Here is a 19532-nt window from a genome sequence, read left to right as displayed (position 1 = left end):
CAGGACGAGATATGTATGTCACGACATATTTTGAAGAGGGAGATCACCACCATAATCGGAAGCCGCATCTGGTGTTCGTACTCGCTAATGCGGAGTCGCATGGACTCAGTCGGATTGAGCCAGAACCGTACACATGCGATTGTGGCGCGGAACTGACGCCAGAGATACTTGATACAGGTGACGAGGGGAAAGTTTCGTGGCCGAACTGTAAGTCATGGCGCAATGGTGGGCAGAAGCGCTGTCCGGAATGCGGTGAGTACCCGTCTATCGACCGAGAGCAACATATTCGAGCGCGTGGCTATCGTCCTACTCCGAAGAGTGAGATCAAGCAAATAACGGCTACACAGCGAGAGGATGCGATGGAGAAGACTGACGGCCAATGCTTGGTCTGTAATGAGGAGGCGTCGTATGTTGTCCGAATGGTTCCACCTCGATACGGTGGTTCTAGAGAGTCAGAGAATCTCGCACCCCTATGCGACCACCACTACGAGGACTACGGACACATGTTCGCCGACATCCTCGTCCCGCCAGAATGGAACAAAATCCACGGTGCTGAGTGGCGACCGCTCGCCACGGAACTCAGAGATCAGTTTGACGAGATGGGCGTGGATAGGGTAGTAGAAACACTGGATCAAGTACTGGCCGCAGACAAGGAGCAAGAATGGGGCGACCCGTTCCTATACCAAAATCACCACTGACCCAGTACTACAGAACTTCATATTAGGCGGAAAACAGACGAGACTAGTCTCCGAACAGTCGAGATAGGAATCCCCTGGAGTTGTCCGTATCCGATGCGTCTTCCATGGTTGTTGACTGCTCGGTGTCTGTGCCGGTTTCGGCCGCCCCGTTCAGGAGGTCATTGACGGAGTACCCGATCCACTCGGCGAATTCTTCGGGTGCGCCGATGTAGACGCTCGTGGACGATTTCTCGGACATAAACCGTTTGGGGAGGCGTTTCTCATAGTCGTAGACCTCGTACTCTTCGCGGTCGAAGTCAGCTGTGATGGCATTCGGCTCCGACTCGAACGTGACACGGCCGCCTTGAATGTCGCGCTGCCACTTCAGCCGCCCCGTATCGTACGTCTTCTCGGCCGGTTCGTCGGCGGGGAAATACTCGGGTTGCTCCCGACCGGCTTCGTCGTAGAATTCGCGGACAATACGGCGGACGTCTTCGATCGTGCCGTTGCCGTCGGTCCACGGTTGTTCGGTAAGCATTCGGCGGGCCACGTAACTGAAGATCGGGTTCTGCCGTTCTAGCACGCCCGAGAGGTCTTTTTGTGCTTCGCGGAAGCCTGGATCCTCCGGGTTGGAGGGGAAGGAGACGTCCATGCTCAGGATTTTCATTCGGTTCCGGAATTCGGATTTCGGGAGAGCGTCGTTGGTCGTGAAGATGAGGCAAGGCTGATCGACGCTGGTGGGTGTCCAGTCGCCCCAGTAGTTTCGGATCGGGCTCCAGCGCTGGATCTTCTCTTTTTCGGCGTCGATGATGGCGTACGGGAAGCACGTGTCCCATTCGCGGACGCCGCGGACCTCTTTGACGCCGACGTCGTCTGCGTCCACACCGGAGATGACCGTGTTGTCGGAGACGAGTCGCAAGATGTACTCGGTGAGTTTGTCCTTCCCTGCGTCGCTTTTCCCTTCGATGTAGAGGTGCTGCAGGACGTTGTCTAGCGTTCGTGACGGTGACGACAATGCCTCGGCGTACTGGTTGGCGAACGGGGCCCAGAACCCGTAGAGGAACGCCTCGTACATCTGCGCCATCACTGCGGTCTCGGATTGCGTGTGGCCGTGGTTCTGGACAGTCTCGATGTAGTCTTCGATGGTTTCGAGGCAGTGATCCAGAACTTCGGGGGTCGGCTCGTCAGTGGCGACGAGAATCATCTCGTCATCCTCCCCGATCACGACCTGCTCGGCCTCTGGAAGGACGGACATCGTCGGGATGGCCGTCGACTCCTTGACCTGGTTATTGTACGCGCTCAGCGGCGCGGTGATACTATGATCTTCGACGGTCGCCCCACGGTCACGGAGCCCGGACCCGAACTCATCGGCAGTGTCTTTGTCCACCTTGCTGGTTCCCATTCGTATCTTCTCGTCGGGCGCGCGGATCCGCGGCCGGTCGAGCCCGTCCGTCAGCCCCGTTTCGTGATCTGATTCGACGAGCCCGACGTCCGGTGATTCATCCTCGTCCGGAGCGACGGTCGAGTCTTCCTCGTCCGTGGAGTCATCTGGCTCGATGACGTTGCGGTCGGCGTTCTCGGGTTCTTCGACGAATGCAACTGTCTCGTCGGCCTCCTCTGGGTCGTCAACGACGGCAGTGACCTGATCGGCGACGTCTTTCAGGTCCTCGACGGCGTCCTGATTCAGGGCGGCAGTGTCACTCACGTCGAGGTCGCCGGCTCCGACCCAGTACTCGATGCGGTTCTCCCGCTCTTCCGGCGAATCGGCTTCTTCTAGCGCCTCAACGAGCCCTTCGAGGAGCGTCTGGTCGCTGTACCCTTCGCGGTACTCGTCGATGAACCGCTCGAACTCTTCGTCCAGTTCGGTTCCGACATCGGTCGTAATGACGGAGATTTGGTTCGTGTGGTACTCCCAGGAGTTCCGCGAGAGGTTCGCCGATCCTTGGACGAGCTTCACCGTGTCGTCCGGCATAACGATCCGGTAAATCTTCGAGTGGACCGTCTTCCGGTTCTTCAGCCGAATCGTGAGTCGGTCATCCTGTCGAAGTCGAACGAGTGACCTCGCTGTAGAGACTTCGTTCACCTGGTCGGCGTAGTCTTCAGCGTTCCCGATAAGTACGTCCAGCGACCCGATGTCGTACTCCGTCAGCATCTGTACCATCAGCTCAGGTGTCTCCGCGTACGTCACGGCGTCCACGTGACGAGCGCCTGCGAACAGATCGAGAAAGTCAGCACGCTCTTTCACCATCGCCAGGCGGTATTCCGCAGCCCCCGATCCGTAGAACTCCGGCATATCTGCGAATCGGTCGAATGAGATATTCGCTGTCAGTTCGTCCATACACACGGCAGCGGTCTGAAACGAATAAAAACCGTGCCGTGGGGCGGTAGTAGAACACACGCTGTCGACACTTGGTGACACTTCGACAGCGATGAGCGAGACTGACATCCTCCCGTGCCGGAGACAAGGGAATTCCACGGCACTACACCGCTGGATTTGGTCGTTGATTCGACACCCCTATTGTTAAATTTATAAGAGATAGTTGAGACAGACAGTCTTCGAATCGTTCTATACCCTGCGTAAGCGAGATCGCTACTCGCTTGGGCCTCGAATCACGACTGGGCACCAGTCATCACTCTCACGGCCGTGTAAGCGTCCAGCAAATCGTCGATGTGCTTGTGTTACTGCCATGAGGAGGCGGACTTCGCTCATTTCCCAGTGGTAATCTCCCGCATGGTCAGGGAGATGTACGTCACGGAGGAGGTATTTGGGGTGATAGTCCGGGCCCCACGCGATCAGAAATCCTTCCACTGTGAACGTTCGGAACCCGGTCGGTCCGAAATGTAGCGCGTAGAAGGTTTCCTCTAGGTCCTCTCTGTGCCCGTCCCAAACTGAACTTCCTTCTTCAAGAAGTGTGTGTAACAACTTTGCGTCGATTTCGTGTTCGTCAGCCACGGAGAGGACGATATCCTTCGGGATTGGATGCGTCCATTCCGCGTCAGCCGAGTTGGTAGTGCGTGTCTCTGTCATAGTGCTTCTGAACGGTTGCGTATATTTGCTTGCCGTTCAGGTACACCGGCAAAATAACCACCGTGGTATAAACCCTGGCCCGCTGAGAGCCCCGCCCCCCGGATTCGGGAAATACGACGAGAGTCGCAATAAGTACTACTCTCTACCGGCTCGGATTTTCCGAATCCTGCTGTGATGGCGTCGGTAATTCAATGGAACTTATAGAACCGCACTCATGCGAGCGGCACAGTCTGGATACGGACGTTCAACATTCTTCAGGTTCTGAAAGGCGCGCTGCTCATCATACCACCGTTAGTGCTTGTGGCCGTATCAGATCAGATGTGCCTCTGATTGGGTGCCTGTAGGTATGATCCTAAGAACGTATCAACCAAGATGTGTCCCTCATAGCGGCTGAGTGCCGTTGTTCTGGAGAAAGCATTACATCGAAGAGCGGTTTCACGCGCGCTTGGTATCGCTGATCGTTCTCGTTGTTCGACGTCTAAACGAGAACTATGGCTCTATGAAATTCGACGGGGCCCCCTCGGAATCGCCGTGGACGGGGCTAAGAAGCATGTCTGTCGTGGTGTCCGGTGCGGCCGTAGCTGGCAGTGGGTAGAACGCTAACTCCTTGAGTGGCTTACCGTTTTAAAATACCGGCTCTTGAAACTGCATTACTCCGATGTCTCGAACTACTTCAGAAACAAAGTCCGTCGGTCGATTACGACCGTCTACTGGTGAGTGCTACAACTCTCAAGATACCGAACGGGTCACCGCCACCCAGAGTGCTAGTGTCGTGTCGCATATCACTCCAACCGGGACTGAGAGACTGAGCGTCAGTGACTGGGAACCTGTTCCGGACCGACTCGACGAGAGCACGCATGATGCCCTCGTAGAGAGGCTCCGGACGGCAGCCGACGCTCTTACCGCGACCATCGATTCTGCTCTGCCCGAGTCCCTACAGGATCAGGTTACGGAGTGGTGCGCACTCCACGGGCTTGATACTCCGGCTACGACGCATACTCGGACGATCATCGCTCGGCAAGCTGTACTGAACGTACTTCTCAAGACGACACTCTACGAGTGGTACCACCAGCACGCCGACCTGCCATCGCTACCCACCAATACGCAAGAGGCACTTCAACGAGCAGCGGATCAAACAGAGAATCCAGCGTTCAACGAGTACGTTCTTGATGAGATCGTCTGGTTCGCTGACGACGCCAATCTCGCACCGGTAGTCGATGCTCGGGACTGGTTGCTGGAGTCGGGAGAGCCGGCTGAAGCCATCGGCCGGCTCTATGCAGACCTGACGTCGAACGACGACCGTCAGATACTCGGTCAATTCCGGACGCCTCCATCCGTCGGGACGCTCATGCAGGCGTGGGCAGCCGGTGGCGATGACAGTGTGCTTGACCCCGGGATGGGAGCTGGTGTCCTATCAAGCCCATTCCACCCACAGTGGGATGTGAGTACAGAACCAGCCCACGTTAACGGGATTGACAAGAGCCCCCTCTCGAACCTCATGGGGACGACCGCGCTCACGCTGTACGGGCAGTCACACGACCCGCGTACGACTGATTTTCTCGACCTCTCACCGGCAGACCTGCAGCGAGATGTCGACGCGATCATCTGCAACCCTCCCTACACGAGTGGCGATTCGCTCCCGGCAGCGTACAAAGACCGGATCAATGCGCAAATAGAGCGGTCGATCGGGAGCGAAATCAGCGCACGCTCGCCGCTCCATGCGTATTTCATCTACCACGCACGACAGTTTCTCTCTGCAGGAGATCGTGCAGCCTTCCTCACACCGCAAAGCCTCCTCACGACACGTTACGGAGAATCCCTCAAGCAGTTCCTCCTAGAGGTGTTCTCTATCAAAGCGTTCGTCCAATTCAACCCGGCTGGTGAACGAATCTTCCCGGACGCTCACACGACTGCCCTCATCACATTCTTAGAAGCAACACCTGAGAATGAATCAGATGGCGAAACACGGTTCATTCGCGTCGATGACTCGGTCAGCGTGTCTGAACTTCGTGACGCAGTCAAGGAGGGTGGGCCGGGGCGCACCGACTGGGGGTTCATCAACTGCGTGCAACAAACACAGCTCGATCCAGTCAAGAACTGGGAAGCATTATTCACCCCGACGGACATCGATACGAGCAGTTTCAGACGCCTTGACGAGTTCGCCACAGTACATCGTGGCGTGACGACTGGCGCAGTCGATTTCTTCTGCCTCTCACAGGCCGACGTTGACGACCTCGAATTAGACAACAAGCATCTTTCCCGGCTGATTCGGCGGCCAAGACTCGTCGACGGGTATGATTTCCGTGACGAAGACTGGGAGGAACTACGAGGGAGCGGGGAGGACGTGTGGTTGTTCGATCCTGACTTGATCCAAGAGATCCCGGAGTCGATCCGCGTATTTACCGAGCAGATGGCTGGAGATGCATCGGGACTACCAGACGGCGACTACGGCAGTGCAGCGAATGTGCTTGCATATCTGTGTGACGGCGTTAGCAATCACGGTCTATCAGAGACGACTACGTTCGAAGATCGTCCGTACTGGTACCGGCCGAGGAGACAAGACTCTCCCCAGGTTCTGATTCAAAACGCGAGCGGAGACGGATTCACGTTCCTGCTGAATGAGACACCGGCCCGAAACATCCACAATTTCGATGGACTCTACGACGTAACGCTGAACGAGACGGAACTGAAGGCGTTGCTCGCGTATTTGAATAGTGGCGTTGCCGAGCGCGTCGTTTCCAATTACACGCAGACCCGGCAAGGTGGTTTGGAAAAATTGGGGCCGGGAGCTCTCAAAAAACTGCCTGTGATTGATGTGACCGACATCGATGATGAGTTGACGACTGACCTTGCTGACTTATTCGATACGCTGCGAGAGACCACCCGCCGCGACGATGATTGCGAGTCCGTCATTAATCGCATCGATGCTGTACTCCAGCAGACCCTGTGATTCAGCGTTCGGTTCTGACTCAGGTACTTGGCTTGGTGATCCCGACGCTCCTTCACGAGAGTCGCGGTAAATACCACTCTCAGCCGGATCGGATTTCCCGAATCCTACGATGATGGCGTCGGTGACCAATAGATCTTCCAGAACCGTCGGGCTCTCGTGCAAGCGGCACACTCTGAATACGGACGTTCAGCGGTTTCCAAGATTGGGGGGTCAGTTGCTGATCACATACTGGTGCCAGTGCTTGTGGCCGCGTAGGATTGGACGTGGCTCTGGTTGGGCGTCTGTGGGTATAATCCTGAGAACGTCTTAATCAAGATGTGTCCGTCATAGCGGCTGAGTACGGATGTTCTGGAACAAGCAATACCACGAGATCCACTGAGGATTCTGGCGTTCGGTAGAATGTACGTACTCACGTACTTGTGGACGTACACATGGATGTACACAAGTACGTACCCAGAGACGTACACAAGTACGTACCCAGAGACGTACACAAGTACGTACCCAGAGACGTACTGCCGAATGCTTGCCATCCTCATCCCAGTGCCGTCACTAAGAGATTCGAAAGCACCGAGTTAGTTGGACGAGGGGTGAACAGTCTCCCCTTCTCGGTCAAGAATTTCCTTTTCGACGAGACGATCGATCCCAGCAGACACCGCCTCCTCGTCGCCAACGGAGAGCTCTCGGACGTTCGAAAGAACACGTTCGCTGATCGCGCGTGGACTCCGAAGACCCTCATCGACCGCTTCCAAGATACCGTACTCAACTTCGAATTCGGTTGCGAACTCCGACACGCGATCCGTAAACGAGGATGGCAGCCCGGAAAGCGACTGTACAGCCACCTCGATAGTAAATAACGGATGAGATTGATTACGGATATGCGTCGCTTCAATTGACCCCGTATTGAACGGGCGCTGTTCCTCAATCTCGTTGAGGATCTCCTCGTAGGCGAGTCCACGCTGCGCGTACGTCCGCATATCCTCAATGTCGCGTCGTCTGCCAGCCCCTAAGTCGCCACCGGACACTGCCTTCAACAAGAACAAATCCTCATCAGCGAGCACGTACGCCGTTGCATACTCCCCTGTCCAGAACTCGTCCGCCCGGTCGTGCATGCTCTCTGTGATCCAGACTTTCCCGACAACCTGTTGCTCGAACAAGTCAACCCGAAACCCGCGGCCAGGATGGTAGAGTTCAACCGTTTTTCCAACCCCTTCGAATGACGCGGTCGGCTCACCCGTCACCTGAAATCCTTGTTCTCGAAGGGCGTGGTAGACGTGTTCGAATTCGGTTGGGACGCCGAGGGCCAAGTCGATATCTTCGGTTTGGTCTTTCAGCCCGTGAACCGTCATTGCAGACCCGCCAAGGAGGTACACGTTCACCGGTTCTGCGAGCCACTCGTCAAACTCAGCAAGAAACGTCTTGATGGCCTCTTCGCCGCTGAAGACAGTCATTTATGCGACACCATACTGGTCTTTCAGCACCGCGTATTCTTGTGCGCTCGGCAACGGACTCTCCGCCGCCATCTCATCGTCAGCGTCGATATCCTCGTCTATGAGGCGATACATCCGGGGTATCGTTGAGCTCAGACCGTACCAAGTCGCGGTCTCGGTGAGTGTTTCCTGTTCGATTCGTTCCTGCTCGATGAGCAGCATCGCGTAGCTCACGCGCCGGGAGTCCGTGTTGAGGGTGAGGGTATGGCAAATGATGTCTGCAGGGGTGAGATCGTCGTCTGGCGCGTACCAGAAAGCAGGTTCCCCTGCGAGGAAGAACTGCAGACCATACGCTTGGAATGCCGCTAATCCAGTCACGTCCCAGTCGTCGGCATCTTGGAGTTTCTCCGTGTCTTTGGAGGTTTGTACTTGAACGAGTGCGCGTTTCGGGTCACACCACGCGATCGTGGCACTGGGTGCGAGTTGTCGAACGCGGTCTCGGTGGCCATGCCTGATGACGGTGTTGGCGAATTCGAGTAAGGGGTGAAGGTCGTCGGCGAGTGCGTACTCTGGGCCGGCGGGGGCGAGCATCGCTCGGTCCTTCAGCGGGGATAACGCCTTGTGGACGGCCTGTCGCGTGATTCCTAATCGGTCAGCGATCGTGGTGATGCGGCGTGGTTCATCGAGATACCAGCAGACCTGTATCGTAGCCGGTGAGAGGAGGTCTGCCCAGTCCACGTGCCCGAGGTCCGATGTCAGGCCTCGGTACGCTTCGACAATCGGATCGTCAGAGGCGCGCAGGACACGCTGGTTGTGTTTTGCTCGGGACTCGTCCAGTACCCCTTTGTCGAGTAAGTCGTCAACGACGCGGTAGACCTGCTTGCGACTATACCCAGTTTCTGCGGCCAACTCTTGTGCGGTCGCGTCCCCCCCGGAACTCAGCAGGTCCAGAATAGCGAGCCCGGCCTTCGTAAGCATCTTTGTAAACTATATTGTCTTATCGTATATAAGTGTTTGCGCATTTTGGTTTACAGATTCGAGAATCGGTGAGAGAGATGACAAACAGAACCACCTCACTCTTGTGTAGGTATTGCTCCTTTCCAACTGATCATGCAGTTATGGAGAGAGACGCCGTCCAATCCCAACGACACCGATAACTCTATTGTCGTCCTCAACTGGAATGCCTGTGAACTCATACGGTATCGTTTCACCGTGCTTGGTCAAGAGATCAGCTTCGACGACGACTCGTTCGCCATCGGATAGAATTTGGTCAATCAAGGCTCAGTACCTCACAAAGGTTCGGTGCTGATTGACCGCAACCCGCAGATGAACGCTGCAGCTNCCCCCCCCCCCCACGACGACAGCGTTGCCACTACGAAGTCAGGCTTTCCCGGTCGATATCTACCGGATGAACCGGTCGTCAGGTGGTTTGTTTGTTGGAATCTTGCGTCTCACCGACAGCGCGTTCCACGCTGCACGAGTGATCAGCCGAATGAACTCCTCGAACGGCCACCACCAGAGGCGACGCCCGCCTCGGCGTGGCGTCGCCGCATACTCCCAATGCAAATACCGCCAGACGTTCTGCAGCAGCAAGCTGAGTACCACGAACAGGAGCCGTCTCGTCGCATCTTGCGTCGTCGTTGAGATCAACGATGACTCTGATAATCGGTAGGTCGCTTCGATTCCGAAGCGTTTGCTGTAGTGCTTGCGGGCCTGACCCGGTGTGTCGATGAACGGCGCGTCGACGGCGTAGCCGTGACGCGCCACTCCATGCTCCCCGTACCGCCCTTGTTGGTAGGTACAGTCGATCATGACCGGGAATTCGACGGTCCATTCGTGACCGTCGAATTCCGTCGTCAAGTCGTGTTCAATCTCACGACTCCATCCTTTGGAGAGTTCGTTCTGAATCTTTGTTCCCCACGCGATGATCGGGACGACATAGGCGTGGTTGTGCGCTTGCATCAGCGTGAGACACTTGCCGTCGTAGAATTCACTGTCCACGTAGAGCGCCTTGACTTCGAAGTCGAAGTCATCGACAAGGCCAAGAAACTCTGCAAGGACACTGCTGGCGGTGTCGCCGTCGGTCAGACGGCGCACCGCCAAGGTGTAGCGTTTGTTCTTCACGCGGGCGTACAATGTGGCATAGGCATGGAATGCGGTGGTTCCATCTTTCGCTTCGTTGTAATAGAGACCGTCTGTTTCGTCTCTGTCGCCGTAGTAGGGTCGCAGGTGGAAATCCACGACGATTTCCACCTGCTCAGGGAGCAGCTCAAGCGTGTACTCTTGGAGTAGTGTGTTGCCAACGGCTTTGACGGTGTCAAGATCGAACTTGGTTCGGAGGTGGTAGAGGATATCCGTACTGGATGGACTGTCTTCACTCCGATCACAGAGCATGGAGATCGAGGTCCCGTCGGCGGTTGCGCCGACGAGGACCTCGTAGATGTCTTCGGGATTGATCTCAGCATTCTCAGCGAGACTTACGCCGAATGCACCGGTGAGTGCGTTGACGAGAAAGTTAAGAAGCTGGTCCTCGTGGATTTCACCGTCTGCTTGTTGGTTCTGTTTGGTCACAGTTCAGCAAGCAGACCTCTCAACTAACAGGCTTTGTGAGGTACTGAGGCTTCAATCTCAGCCTTGGTCTCACCTTCGAATAGATCCATTGGCGTCAGTTCTTGGATTTCCGCTTTAGAGTATCCGATAACCTCCTCAAATTGGTCGTTCCAACGAATATAGTTGAGATCTTCGTCAAAGACGTAAAAGAGGTCGTTAAGGGAGTTGAGTGCCGTCTCCAAAAACCGTTGTTCACGTCGGAGTTCCTCCTCACGCTGTTTTTCGTCAGTAATGTCGCGGACCACGCAAACGTGTCCACCATCATCTAACTGTGTGAGGCTCAGATTTTCGGTGACACGTTCACCATCAATGGTGAGGCCGACTGACTGGCCAGTCCACGTCCCGGCGGATTCAAGCGCGGGTAGAATCTCCTGACGGAACCGATCAGCTTCCCTTTCTGGATACAGAGATTCCCAGTGGTCCTCAAGTATCTCTTCACGGTCTGTAGAGTACACCTCAGCGTAGGCTTGGTTTAGATAGACGTACTCACCTTGCTCGTTTAGGATCCCGATTCCTTCTTGAGCAGATTCTAAGGCCTGAAAACCGCGGAACACTTCTTGTTCTGCTCTGTATTTTTCGACTAAGTTTTCTACACGATTTGCCAGTACAGTGTACTGGTCTGTTCCAGTTCCTTTCTGCAAGTAATCTGTGACGCCAGCGGTGATCGCTTCACTTGCAATCTCTTCGTCACCCTTGCCGGTAAAGAGAATGAAGGGGAGATCAGGGTAGTCGTCTCTGACTAACTCTAGAAAATCAAGCCCGTCCTGATCTGGCATCTCATAATCACTAATCACACAGTCAATGGTCCCCTCTCGAAGAGTCTCTATTCCGTCCTCAACTGCTGTTTCAGTAGTCACACGAATCTCTTCTCGCTTACGTTCAAGAAACGTCTTGACCATCCCAACGAACGCTCTATCGTCGTCAACGTGTAACGCGTGTATAGAATCGGTTGTAGAAGAAAAACTAAAATCCTCAAAGTCCCGTAGATTCTCTTGATTAGACATACTCAACAGTGCCAACTCAAGCTATATGAATTCTGGTGCTGAACCATGCTGAATCAACGCCCCACCATACTAGACTGTTAAAATCAACACTTCGACAGGATTTTGATCAAAACGCCCGGACGAAAAAGTGAGACCACCGAGGGTTCCTCTCCCCATTCTTGTGAACAACTACTGCTTCTCAACTGAGAGGGAGTCTATTCCTGCGATCTCAAAACGTGCTCCACCAGTGTCGCTTTCAGTCACGGTGATCTTCCACCCGTGTCCGTTCACGATTTGTCTAACGATGGCCAGTCCGTAGCCGGTCCCGGTGTCACTCGTCGAATAGCCGTACTCGAAAATATCGTCTCGGATTGACTCTGGGATACCGGGGCCAGTATCCTCAATATACAATCCATCTTTATCGGAAAGTCGTCCAACACAAATGGACACATCCTTACCGACATGGTCGATCGCGTTACTGAATAGGTTCTCAAACAGGCCGTGCATGCGGCTTTCGTCGGCTTCGATCACACCGGTATTCGTAGCGATACACAACTCGGCATCGTTGGTCATCACGTTTCGCCACGCTTCGGTAGCACAGGCTTTGACATCAACTTGCTCTGTCCTCCCGATTGCTTGCCCCTCCCTCGTGAGCGCAGCCACATCCTCAACGAGCGTCTCGATTCGTTCAAGCGATTCATTGATCTGCTCCAGTTCCGGAATGTCGTACTCTTCTTGTGCGATTTCCGTATGCCCGCGGGCAACTGACAATGGATTTCGAATATCATGGGTAAGGATGTCTGAGAACTGATCGAGACGCTCTTTCTGATCGCGTAGCTGTTCCTCACGTTGCTTCCGCTCGGAAATATCCCTGATAATGCCAGTAAAATACTGTTCACCGTCGTGTTCGTGTTCTCGGAGGCTGATGAGCGTCGGTACCTCGTGGCCATCCTTATGCAGTGCAGGAAGTTCAATTCCGTTCCAGTCAATATTTCGTTCACCAGTTTCGACGTAGGAGTCCAACGCAGCGGCGTGTACAGACTGAAGACGCTCTGGAATAATCTTCATTTTCGAACTTCCCATGAGTTCGTCGGGAGAATACCCAAGTATACGTTCGATAGCAGGGTTCGCGTAAACAATATCGCTGTTCACATCGATCGTCAACATGCCTTCTGCAGCGTTCCCCACGAGAGTCCGATAGAACTCTTCAGAACGGACGATAGAACTATTCCTTGTCATTTACCTACTAGATAGGAAGTACGGAAGTAGAGCATAAACGGTTGCCGGTCGATTTTTTAGAGGATGTGTTATTCATATAACCTACACTTGATATAAGGAGATGAATCTGTGGTATCTGATGAGACAATTTTCTTTACTTAACAACACACCCACCACCGACTAGTGAGAAACCCGAACGCTCTTTATAATCTGACCAAAATTCCGATGTGCGCGTGCGAACGCGTAGAGAGGGAGTCCAGCCTGCAAGCAAGCCTCCCTCTCAATGCGGCTCCCGTATGGGAGCACCCGTGGGTAGTCTACGCGACGATTTAGTTGTGACGACGTGACTCTGATGAGCTTGCTCCCAGCACGACCGGTATAATAGCGAAGTCCCAATCATGTACACTACAGTAGAAGACGACATCTGCGGAGCATCAACCCTGTATAATGAGATGAATACTGGGCCGAACGAGAATCGTGGCGGTCCAGACTGTGGGGAAGTCTACACCGCTACTATCTAAAAAGCCACATGAGCGAACGTAACACGGTCATCAACGAAGTCATCGACCGCGTCGCTGAACTTGAAAACAAACACTCCGAAAGTCTGCCTCCACTAGCCAAAACAATCGACCCAGACGCACTAGAAGTCTTGGCGAGTGACGTTGATCGAATCGAATTTACGTATCTCGGATATTGTGTTGTGGTGACTGGTGAAGAAATACAAGTTAATGAAATAAACGGTGATAACAAAACATAGGTTAGTGAATATCCGGGTTGAATAGATCAGCCGGTGAATAGATATGTATTTTGCCATCCCAAGTTTGAATATGTGTGCGAATTACTGTATTCGGTACCTCATCAAACAATGACTGACAAGGAACGGCCACACAGTGTCTGTGACGTTACCACAGCCGAATTCCATCAGATTTTGAAGAAACTCGATGAATTTGAGGCTTCGAAGGAGATGGAAGAGGCAATCGAGCGTCATAGGGAGTCGATCAGGGATTAGGGGAAAGTCTAGCCCTGATGACTCCTTATTGGCTCGATGCTTTTCTTGGTGAAACCTGAGTACCGCGAATCAGCATCGGAACTATAACGGCCTATCTGACGGCAGCGGCACTCATTCTCGTGTCGTAATCTCGAACCGGACACCACCGAGTGTCTCACTCTCGCTAATATCGATACGCCAGTCGTGGGCTAAGACAATCTGGCGAACGCTTGCCATACCCATCCCAGTGCCGCCGTTATGCTCTTTCGTGGTGAACCCTTGCTCAAATACTTGCTCTCGATTTCCCTCCGGAATTCCCGGCCCATTATCCTCTAAGTAAATCCCGTCATCGAATGAGCCGACAGTAACGGTCACTGGCGACTCGCCGTGTTCTAACGAGTTCCCGAGGAGATTATCGAACATCCGCCGAACCGCTTCTTCATTCCCGTAGACTGTCGGTGTACCGTCAATTTCGAGCGATTCAATGTCACTGTGCCGGTCTAGTGACTCCCACGTCGTCTGAGCCACCGCACCGATGTCGATTTCTTTGTGTTCGCCGACGATCGTTCCTGACTCCAGTGCGTCGGCAACGTCATCGATCAACTGGCCCATCCGCTGTAACGATGGAAGTGCGTCTGCAACATGTTCGACGTCGCCGGTTTCGATCGCAAGCTCTAGCCGCCCTCGAACCGTCTGCAGGGGGTTCTGCATATCGTGTGAGAGCACGCCAGCAAGCGATCCAAACTCTTCCAACAGTTCCCGCCGTGCCGTCACGTCTTCCTGGAATCCAACAAAGTGTTCGACCTCTCCATCATCGTCAGTCAAGGGAGCGACTGTGACCCGATTCCAGAACAACTCTCCACCCTCCCGATAGTTCCGCAGCTCTACACTCACTGGATCTTCAGTCTCAACAGCACTGGCTAGCTCAGCGACGGGTTCGTCACGTGTGGCCTCGCCCTGTAGGAATCGACAGTTGCGACCCAGAACATTCTCCTTGGAATACCCAGTCAGTTCGGTGAAGCTGTCGTTCGCGTAGATGATCGGATTATCTGGCTGCTCTGGATCAGTAATCGTGATCCCGATTGGGGTTTGGTCCATTGCGCGTTCTTTGAGAGAGAGTTCGTTCCGGACGACTTCGGCGTCGTCAATCTCGGAGATAGTACAGATCAACGTCTCCTCATCGGTGTAGGCCAACCGATGATCGACGCTGACTGTCTCACCATCCTTTCGAACGTAATCGGTTTTCCCAACCCATTCACCGTCTTTCGCTTGGGGAAGCATCACCTCACGTGCGCGAGTCAGTTCCTCCTCCGGATATATCGTCTCCCAGTGCTGACCGAGCAGTTCCGTCCGCTCATAACCGACAATCTCGGCGTAAGCCTCGTTAGCATACATAAATTCGCCGTTCGTATCGAGGAGGCTGATACCGTCGTGAGCTGTTTCGATGGCGCGGAATCCTCTCGTGACCTGTGTTTCTGCGCGCCGACGAGCGACGGCTTGTTCAATGCGGTTTGCAAGCACCTCGTACTGTTCGGTGCCACCTGCTTTCTGCAGGTATTCAGTCACGCCAGCCGAGATTGCTTCGCTGGCAATCTCCTCACTTCCTTTCCCGGTAAACAGAATAAATGGAAGATCTGGTTCGTCTTCTCGGATAGATTCCAAGACCTCCAACCCGTTCAGTCCGGGCATATCATAATCACAGACGATACAATCCACGTCATTCTCGCGGGCAAGTTCGACACCGTCGGTCGGCGTCGTTTCTGTTTGGACATCGAAGAACTCCCGCTCACGCTCTAAAAACGTCGAAACTAGATCCGCAAAGCTCTGGTCGTCTTCGATATGGAGGATCGTCACACCGCCATCGACGTCTGAGAGGAGCGCACCCTCGTCAAGACTGCCGTCAAATTCAGAATACTCCTGATACGACGCCATCCCCTACCACTTGTTATGGAGATTTGATAAAGATTCGGTAGGGAGTTACGTCGGGGTGGTATCAGTTTGTGCCGTCTCTGTGGCTGTGACGGTCTCTAGTGGGAGTTCAACGACGAACACTGCGCCTGTTGGGTTGTTGTCTTCGACCCAGACAGTACCGCCGTACTGTTTCGTTAGCGTGTGAACGAGGTACAAGCCGATTCCTGAGCCGGGACTATCAACCCCCTTCTCGGCTTTCCCAAAGATCTGGTCTTTCTGACTGTCTGGCACTCCCGGCCCATCATCTGCCACTCGTACCTGCACGGTGTCACCGTGTTTTGCCCCACTGATTGTGACGTGAGGAGTTGTGCTATCGTTATGCCGGACAGCGTTCTCCAAAAGATTCCGGAACACCGACGACAGCATCTCATTCGCCTGAACAGAGACCGCTGGGAACTCACCAGCAATCTTGAAGTGAGCGCTCGAATGCCGTTCCCGGACTGTCCTTACCTCTGATTCAACTACTGCGCGGAGATTGATCGGTTTCAGATCTGCAACAGACTCATCTGTAAGCGACTCAACAAACGCCCGCGCTGTCTCAGTCAACTCTACGACCTGCTCAGAACTCTGAATCACACGTTCGAGTGCCTCCTCTCCCTCCGCATCCACGTGGTCCTCCAGTAATTCTGCCCACCCGAGTACCACCGTCATATCGTTTTGGATGTCGTGCCTGACAACTCGATTCAGCGCTTCGAGTTGCTCAGTCTTCTCTTCGAGTTCCTGCCGATAGGACTCACGCTCAGTGACATCCGTGATTGTCACGAGTTGTCCAGTCCGAACTTCCCCTGAGAGAAACGGTGTCGTAGCCACCTCGTAATACTGCGTCTCACCATCCTCTGAGACCTGCACAACTCCGCTTTCGGAGATGTGCTCGGCAAGAGTCTCGCTGACGACGGCAATCGAGTCCCCGATTGCATTGGGGAGTTCTGGGAAGATCGTTGCTGCAGCTTGGTTGTAGTCTCGAATCTGATCCGATTGGTCGAGGTAGATTGCTGGCTTCGACGTCCCGGTGGTCAGTCGAATCGCTTCGAATCGGTCGAAATAGACGAAGAGTGTTCCGACAGCAAAGATGGCGACACCCGGCGGTTCGTACATCAGGGGAAGTAACGTTCCGGACAGTTCACTGAGGATCGTGGCGATTGCTGGGATACCAGTGACACCGAAGAGAAGGACGAGCGGACGGCTATCGGTGCCGGTATGGTAGAGGCGTTCTGCGAGCATGAAGAATCCGACCATGATAACCGCGTACGAGAGACCGAGAACGACCCAGTACAATATCTGATGGTTGATTGCGAGATGAGGGAAGGGCTGTGTCGTCCACTGAGTGGTGAAGTAGAGGTTGTGGAGTGGGTTTGTGATTTTGAGCGCGATGAAGAACAGAAACACGGCCAGTGCTGGGTAGCGGAATGGCGTGTTCTGTAATGATCGGCCGGTGTATTCGGCACAGAACCAGACCCACGCGCCGACGGCGACGAACGCGAAAATGAATCCGGTGATGTACATCGCGGTTTTTCCCGTTGTTGTCGGCGCGAGCAAGTAGCCGAGGTATCCGCCACACCAAAGCGTAACCGACGCGAGAAACGCCACAAACGCCTTCCGTGTGCCTGGGTGCTTGATCTCGCGTGCCCGTGGAATACTCCCGAGACACGCCAGGCCCGAGACCGCAAAGAGAACAACGTAGGCGAAAAAGATGAACTCCATGTTGACTTCTGCTGTTCTCCCTATCTGCTGTTAGTCGTTATGGTTACACAGCCACTGAGTTTGGAAGCCGGTCAGACGAAGTAAGATGTAAACTCGGTGCAAAAATCTACGCAAGGCTGAATCCTCATTTCCTTCGACTCCAATAAACCGCGTTCGGGTCGCTCACGCGGAGAGTTCTAAAATACCTACACAGACCGGATATGACGCCGGGGTCGAGTGACTGATACACGCTTAGAGTTCACTATTTCTGGAGGCGGGCGATAGGCACGTCACCAGCTTCGTCAACTTCGGCCAGTCCATCCTCCGCCAAATCAGACAGTAACTCTCGAAGCCACTCCCGTCCATGCTCGCCGTCTGGTGTGTAGTCCACTCGAATCCGATGCCCGAGCGTGTCCAGTTCCATCTCGTCGTGTTCGCCGAGGAGTCGAACTATGCGTCCGCGGAACTGCCGCCGACTTCCTTCGAAACTCGGCTGTGTCGGCACGTCAGGCGCAGTGAAGTCACCGGTCTGGTAGGCGTGACACCATTCTCGCCAGGGACAACCTTCCTCGTCACACCGCGGTGTCTTCCCGCAAGCAACGCCGCCGAGTTCCATGATGGCGTTGTTCCAGATTCGGGACTCTCCAGCCGGCATGAGGGCGTTCGCTACGGTTTCGTAGTCCGGGTCGTCCGCATTATGGATTTCTGCAAATGCCCGATAGAGAACGCGCTTGACGTTCGTATCTACGACAGCATCACCGTTGTTGAACGCGAAGCTGGCGACAGCATTTGCCGTGTATGGCCCAACACCCATCAACTCCGCAAGTTCCGTCGGCTCCGTCGGGAACTGGCCGTTGTACTCTTCGGTAACCTGTTGAGCCGCCTCGTGGAGATACTTCGCGCGGTTGTTATAGCCGAGACTATGATTTGTCCAAAACCCGACGACATCGCTACGCTCAGCCTCAGAAAGGGCTTTGGCAGTTGGCCACTGGTCGAGAAACGCCTCCCAGGCATCGACGACGCGTCCAAGTTGGGTCTGCTGGCTCATCACCTCAGAGACAAGAATTTCGTACGGGTCTGTCGTCTCGCGCCAAGGGAACGAACGGTGGTCCGCTCGGTACCAGCTCCGTAATGCATCCTGTACGGATTCAGTGTCGGTTTCTGCGAACCATTGGGCCGACTCAGCAGTCATTAGCTCGTACTGAGGCTGTCTTCGATTTGTGTCTGCCGGTCATGAACGGCAGTCCCCCCACCAGTCCCAAGTAACTCTCAACCCAAATGGCGTACTATGAACGAGACCACCAGCGAACATCCTCTCGTTGCTCGACTCTATGACCCGGTTATGGCGCTTCCAGAGCAACTCGTTCTTGGACCGCACCGCGAGGCCCTAACCGCTGGCGTTAGTGGGTCGGTGCTCGATTTGGGTACTGGAACAGGGGTGCTGTTACCGTATTTTGCTGACAATCCTGAGGAAATGCCGGACGTGACTGCTGTTGAGCCTGACCCACACATGCGAGCGCAGGCTCGTGACCGGGCAAGCGACCTCTCTATCGAGGTTGACATTGTCGACGCCGGTGGTGAGGCACTGCCGTTTGCAGACAACGCCTTCGAGACAGTCTGTGCGTCGTTCGTTTTCTGTACCATCCCTAACCACGAACGTGCCCTGTCTGAAGTTGCACGGGTACTGAAACCCGGCGGCGAGTTCCGTTTTCTCGAACACGTCCGCGGCGAAGATATCGCTGGTATCGCCCACGACATATTTGCGCCGTGTTGGCATGCAGTCGCCGGTGGCTGTAATCTGAACCGCGAAACAGACCGACTCTTTCTCACCGATGACCGCTTCAGGACTGTCGAGTTCGAACGTAGCGAAGGGATCGCTGGGACCGTGTTACCGGTAGTTCGAGGTCGTCTCGTTTGTCGGCCCCAGTCTCTCAGAGACCGTCTCCTCCCCTCGAAATGGATATCATAACTCGCGAAAGACGCAAGCCTTATGTACATTA

16 protein-coding genes are annotated in these 19532 nt (G+C 54.5%); 5 read left to right on the top strand and 11 right to left on the bottom strand.

Annotated features, from left to right (window positions below; all coding sequences use genetic code 11):
- Positions 1–11: 11 nt before the first annotated feature.
- Positions 12–698 carry a hypothetical protein gene (locus tag N5098_RS14745; RefSeq protein WP_267638652.1) on the top strand — a complete coding sequence of 229 codons (687 nt, stop codon included), beginning with the start codon at positions 12–14 and terminating at the stop codon, positions 696–698.
- Positions 699–741: 43 nt separating this feature from the next.
- Here the strand turns inward: N5098_RS14745 and N5098_RS14740 are convergent, their stop codons facing one another.
- Positions 742–3015 carry an Aq_aa27 family P-loop NTPase gene (locus N5098_RS14740; protein WP_267638651.1) on the bottom strand — a complete coding sequence of 758 codons (2274 nt, stop codon included), beginning with the start codon at positions 3013–3015 and terminating at the stop codon, positions 742–744.
- 252 nt (positions 3016–3267) lie between these two features.
- Positions 3268–3705 carry a hypothetical protein gene (locus N5098_RS14735; RefSeq protein WP_267638650.1) on the bottom strand — a complete coding sequence of 146 codons (438 nt, stop codon included), beginning with the start codon at positions 3703–3705 and terminating at the stop codon, positions 3268–3270.
- Between the two features lie 772 nt (positions 3706–4477).
- On the opposite strand from N5098_RS14735, the gene N5098_RS14730 reads away from it, so the two are divergent.
- Positions 4478–6655 carry an Eco57I restriction-modification methylase domain-containing protein gene (locus N5098_RS14730; RefSeq protein WP_267638649.1) on the top strand — a complete coding sequence of 726 codons (2178 nt, stop codon included), beginning with the start codon at positions 4478–4480 and terminating at the stop codon, positions 6653–6655.
- A gap of 572 nt (positions 6656–7227) precedes the next feature.
- On the opposite strand, the gene N5098_RS14725 is transcribed toward N5098_RS14730, so the two are convergent.
- The 6 genes from N5098_RS14725 to N5098_RS14700 all read right to left on the bottom strand — a co-directional run bounded on the left by N5098_RS14725 (position 7228) and on the right by N5098_RS14700 (position 12914).
- Positions 7228–8103: a hypothetical protein gene (locus N5098_RS14725; protein ID WP_158832877.1), complete on the bottom strand. Its 876-nt coding sequence runs from the start codon at positions 8101–8103 to the stop codon at positions 7228–7230.
- A complete protein-coding gene (locus tag N5098_RS14720) occupies positions 8104–9060 on the bottom strand; it encodes a winged helix-turn-helix transcriptional regulator (protein WP_267638648.1) in 957 nt (318 codons plus the stop codon). It abuts the gene before it with no gap.
- A gap of 138 nt (positions 9061–9198) precedes the next feature.
- Positions 9199–9360, bottom strand: a complete 162-nt coding sequence (locus tag N5098_RS14715) for a hypothetical protein (protein ID WP_267638647.1) — start codon at positions 9358–9360, stop codon at positions 9199–9201.
- Between the two features lie 123 nt (positions 9361–9483).
- Positions 9484–10653, bottom strand: a complete 1170-nt coding sequence (locus N5098_RS14710) for an ISH3 family transposase (RefSeq protein ID WP_267638646.1) — start codon at positions 10651–10653, stop codon at positions 9484–9486.
- A 23-nt stretch (positions 10654–10676) separates the two neighbouring features.
- Complete coding sequence (locus N5098_RS14705; RefSeq protein ID WP_267638645.1) at positions 10677–11696, bottom strand: PAS domain-containing response regulator; 1020 nt, start codon at positions 11694–11696, stop codon at positions 10677–10679.
- Between the two features lie 168 nt (positions 11697–11864).
- On the bottom strand, positions 11865–12914 hold the full coding sequence (locus tag N5098_RS14700) for a two-component system sensor histidine kinase NtrB (protein ID WP_158832883.1): 1050 nt from the start codon (positions 12912–12914) through the stop codon (positions 11865–11867).
- A 508-nt stretch (positions 12915–13422) separates the two neighbouring features.
- Between N5098_RS14700 and N5098_RS14695 the strand changes: the two genes are divergently transcribed.
- Together N5098_RS14695 and N5098_RS14690 are read left to right on the top strand one after the other, a co-directional pair.
- Positions 13423–13650, top strand: a complete 228-nt coding sequence (locus N5098_RS14695; RefSeq protein WP_158832885.1) for a HalOD1 output domain-containing protein — start codon at positions 13423–13425, stop codon at positions 13648–13650.
- 108 nt (positions 13651–13758) lie between these two features.
- Complete coding sequence (locus tag N5098_RS14690) at positions 13759–13902, top strand: hypothetical protein (protein WP_158832887.1); 144 nt, start codon at positions 13759–13761, stop codon at positions 13900–13902.
- A 111-nt stretch (positions 13903–14013) separates the two neighbouring features.
- Here N5098_RS14690 and N5098_RS14685 read toward each other — a convergent pair whose 3' ends face one another.
- The 3 genes from N5098_RS14685 to N5098_RS14675 form a co-directional block, all read right to left on the bottom strand.
- A complete protein-coding gene (locus N5098_RS14685) occupies positions 14014–15813 on the bottom strand; it encodes a PAS domain-containing protein (protein WP_267638644.1) in 1800 nt (599 codons plus the stop codon).
- Positions 15814–15858: 45 nt separating this feature from the next.
- Positions 15859–17553, bottom strand: coding sequence for a sensor histidine kinase (locus N5098_RS14680; protein WP_267638643.1), 1695 nt, complete (start codon positions 17551–17553; stop codon positions 15859–15861).
- Between the two features lie 241 nt (positions 17554–17794).
- Positions 17795–18724 (bottom strand): HhH-GPD family protein, encoded by a 930-nt coding sequence (locus N5098_RS14675; protein ID WP_267638642.1) that lies wholly within the window; start codon positions 18722–18724, stop codon positions 17795–17797.
- A 96-nt stretch (positions 18725–18820) separates the two neighbouring features.
- Here N5098_RS14675 and N5098_RS14670 point away from each other — a divergent pair, with 96 nt between their 5' ends.
- On the top strand, positions 18821–19501 hold the full coding sequence (locus tag N5098_RS14670; protein WP_267638641.1) for a class I SAM-dependent methyltransferase: 681 nt from the start codon (positions 18821–18823) through the stop codon (positions 19499–19501).
- The last annotated feature ends 31 nt before the right edge of the window (positions 19502–19532 follow it).

This window comes from Halovenus rubra (assembly GCF_026586665.1).
In the GTDB taxonomy this organism is placed as follows: Archaea; Halobacteriota; Halobacteria; order Halobacteriales; family Haloarculaceae; genus Halovenus; species Halovenus rubra.
The sequence above is the reverse complement of the archived record's forward strand: the minus strand, read 5'-3'. Positions and strand labels throughout refer to the sequence as shown.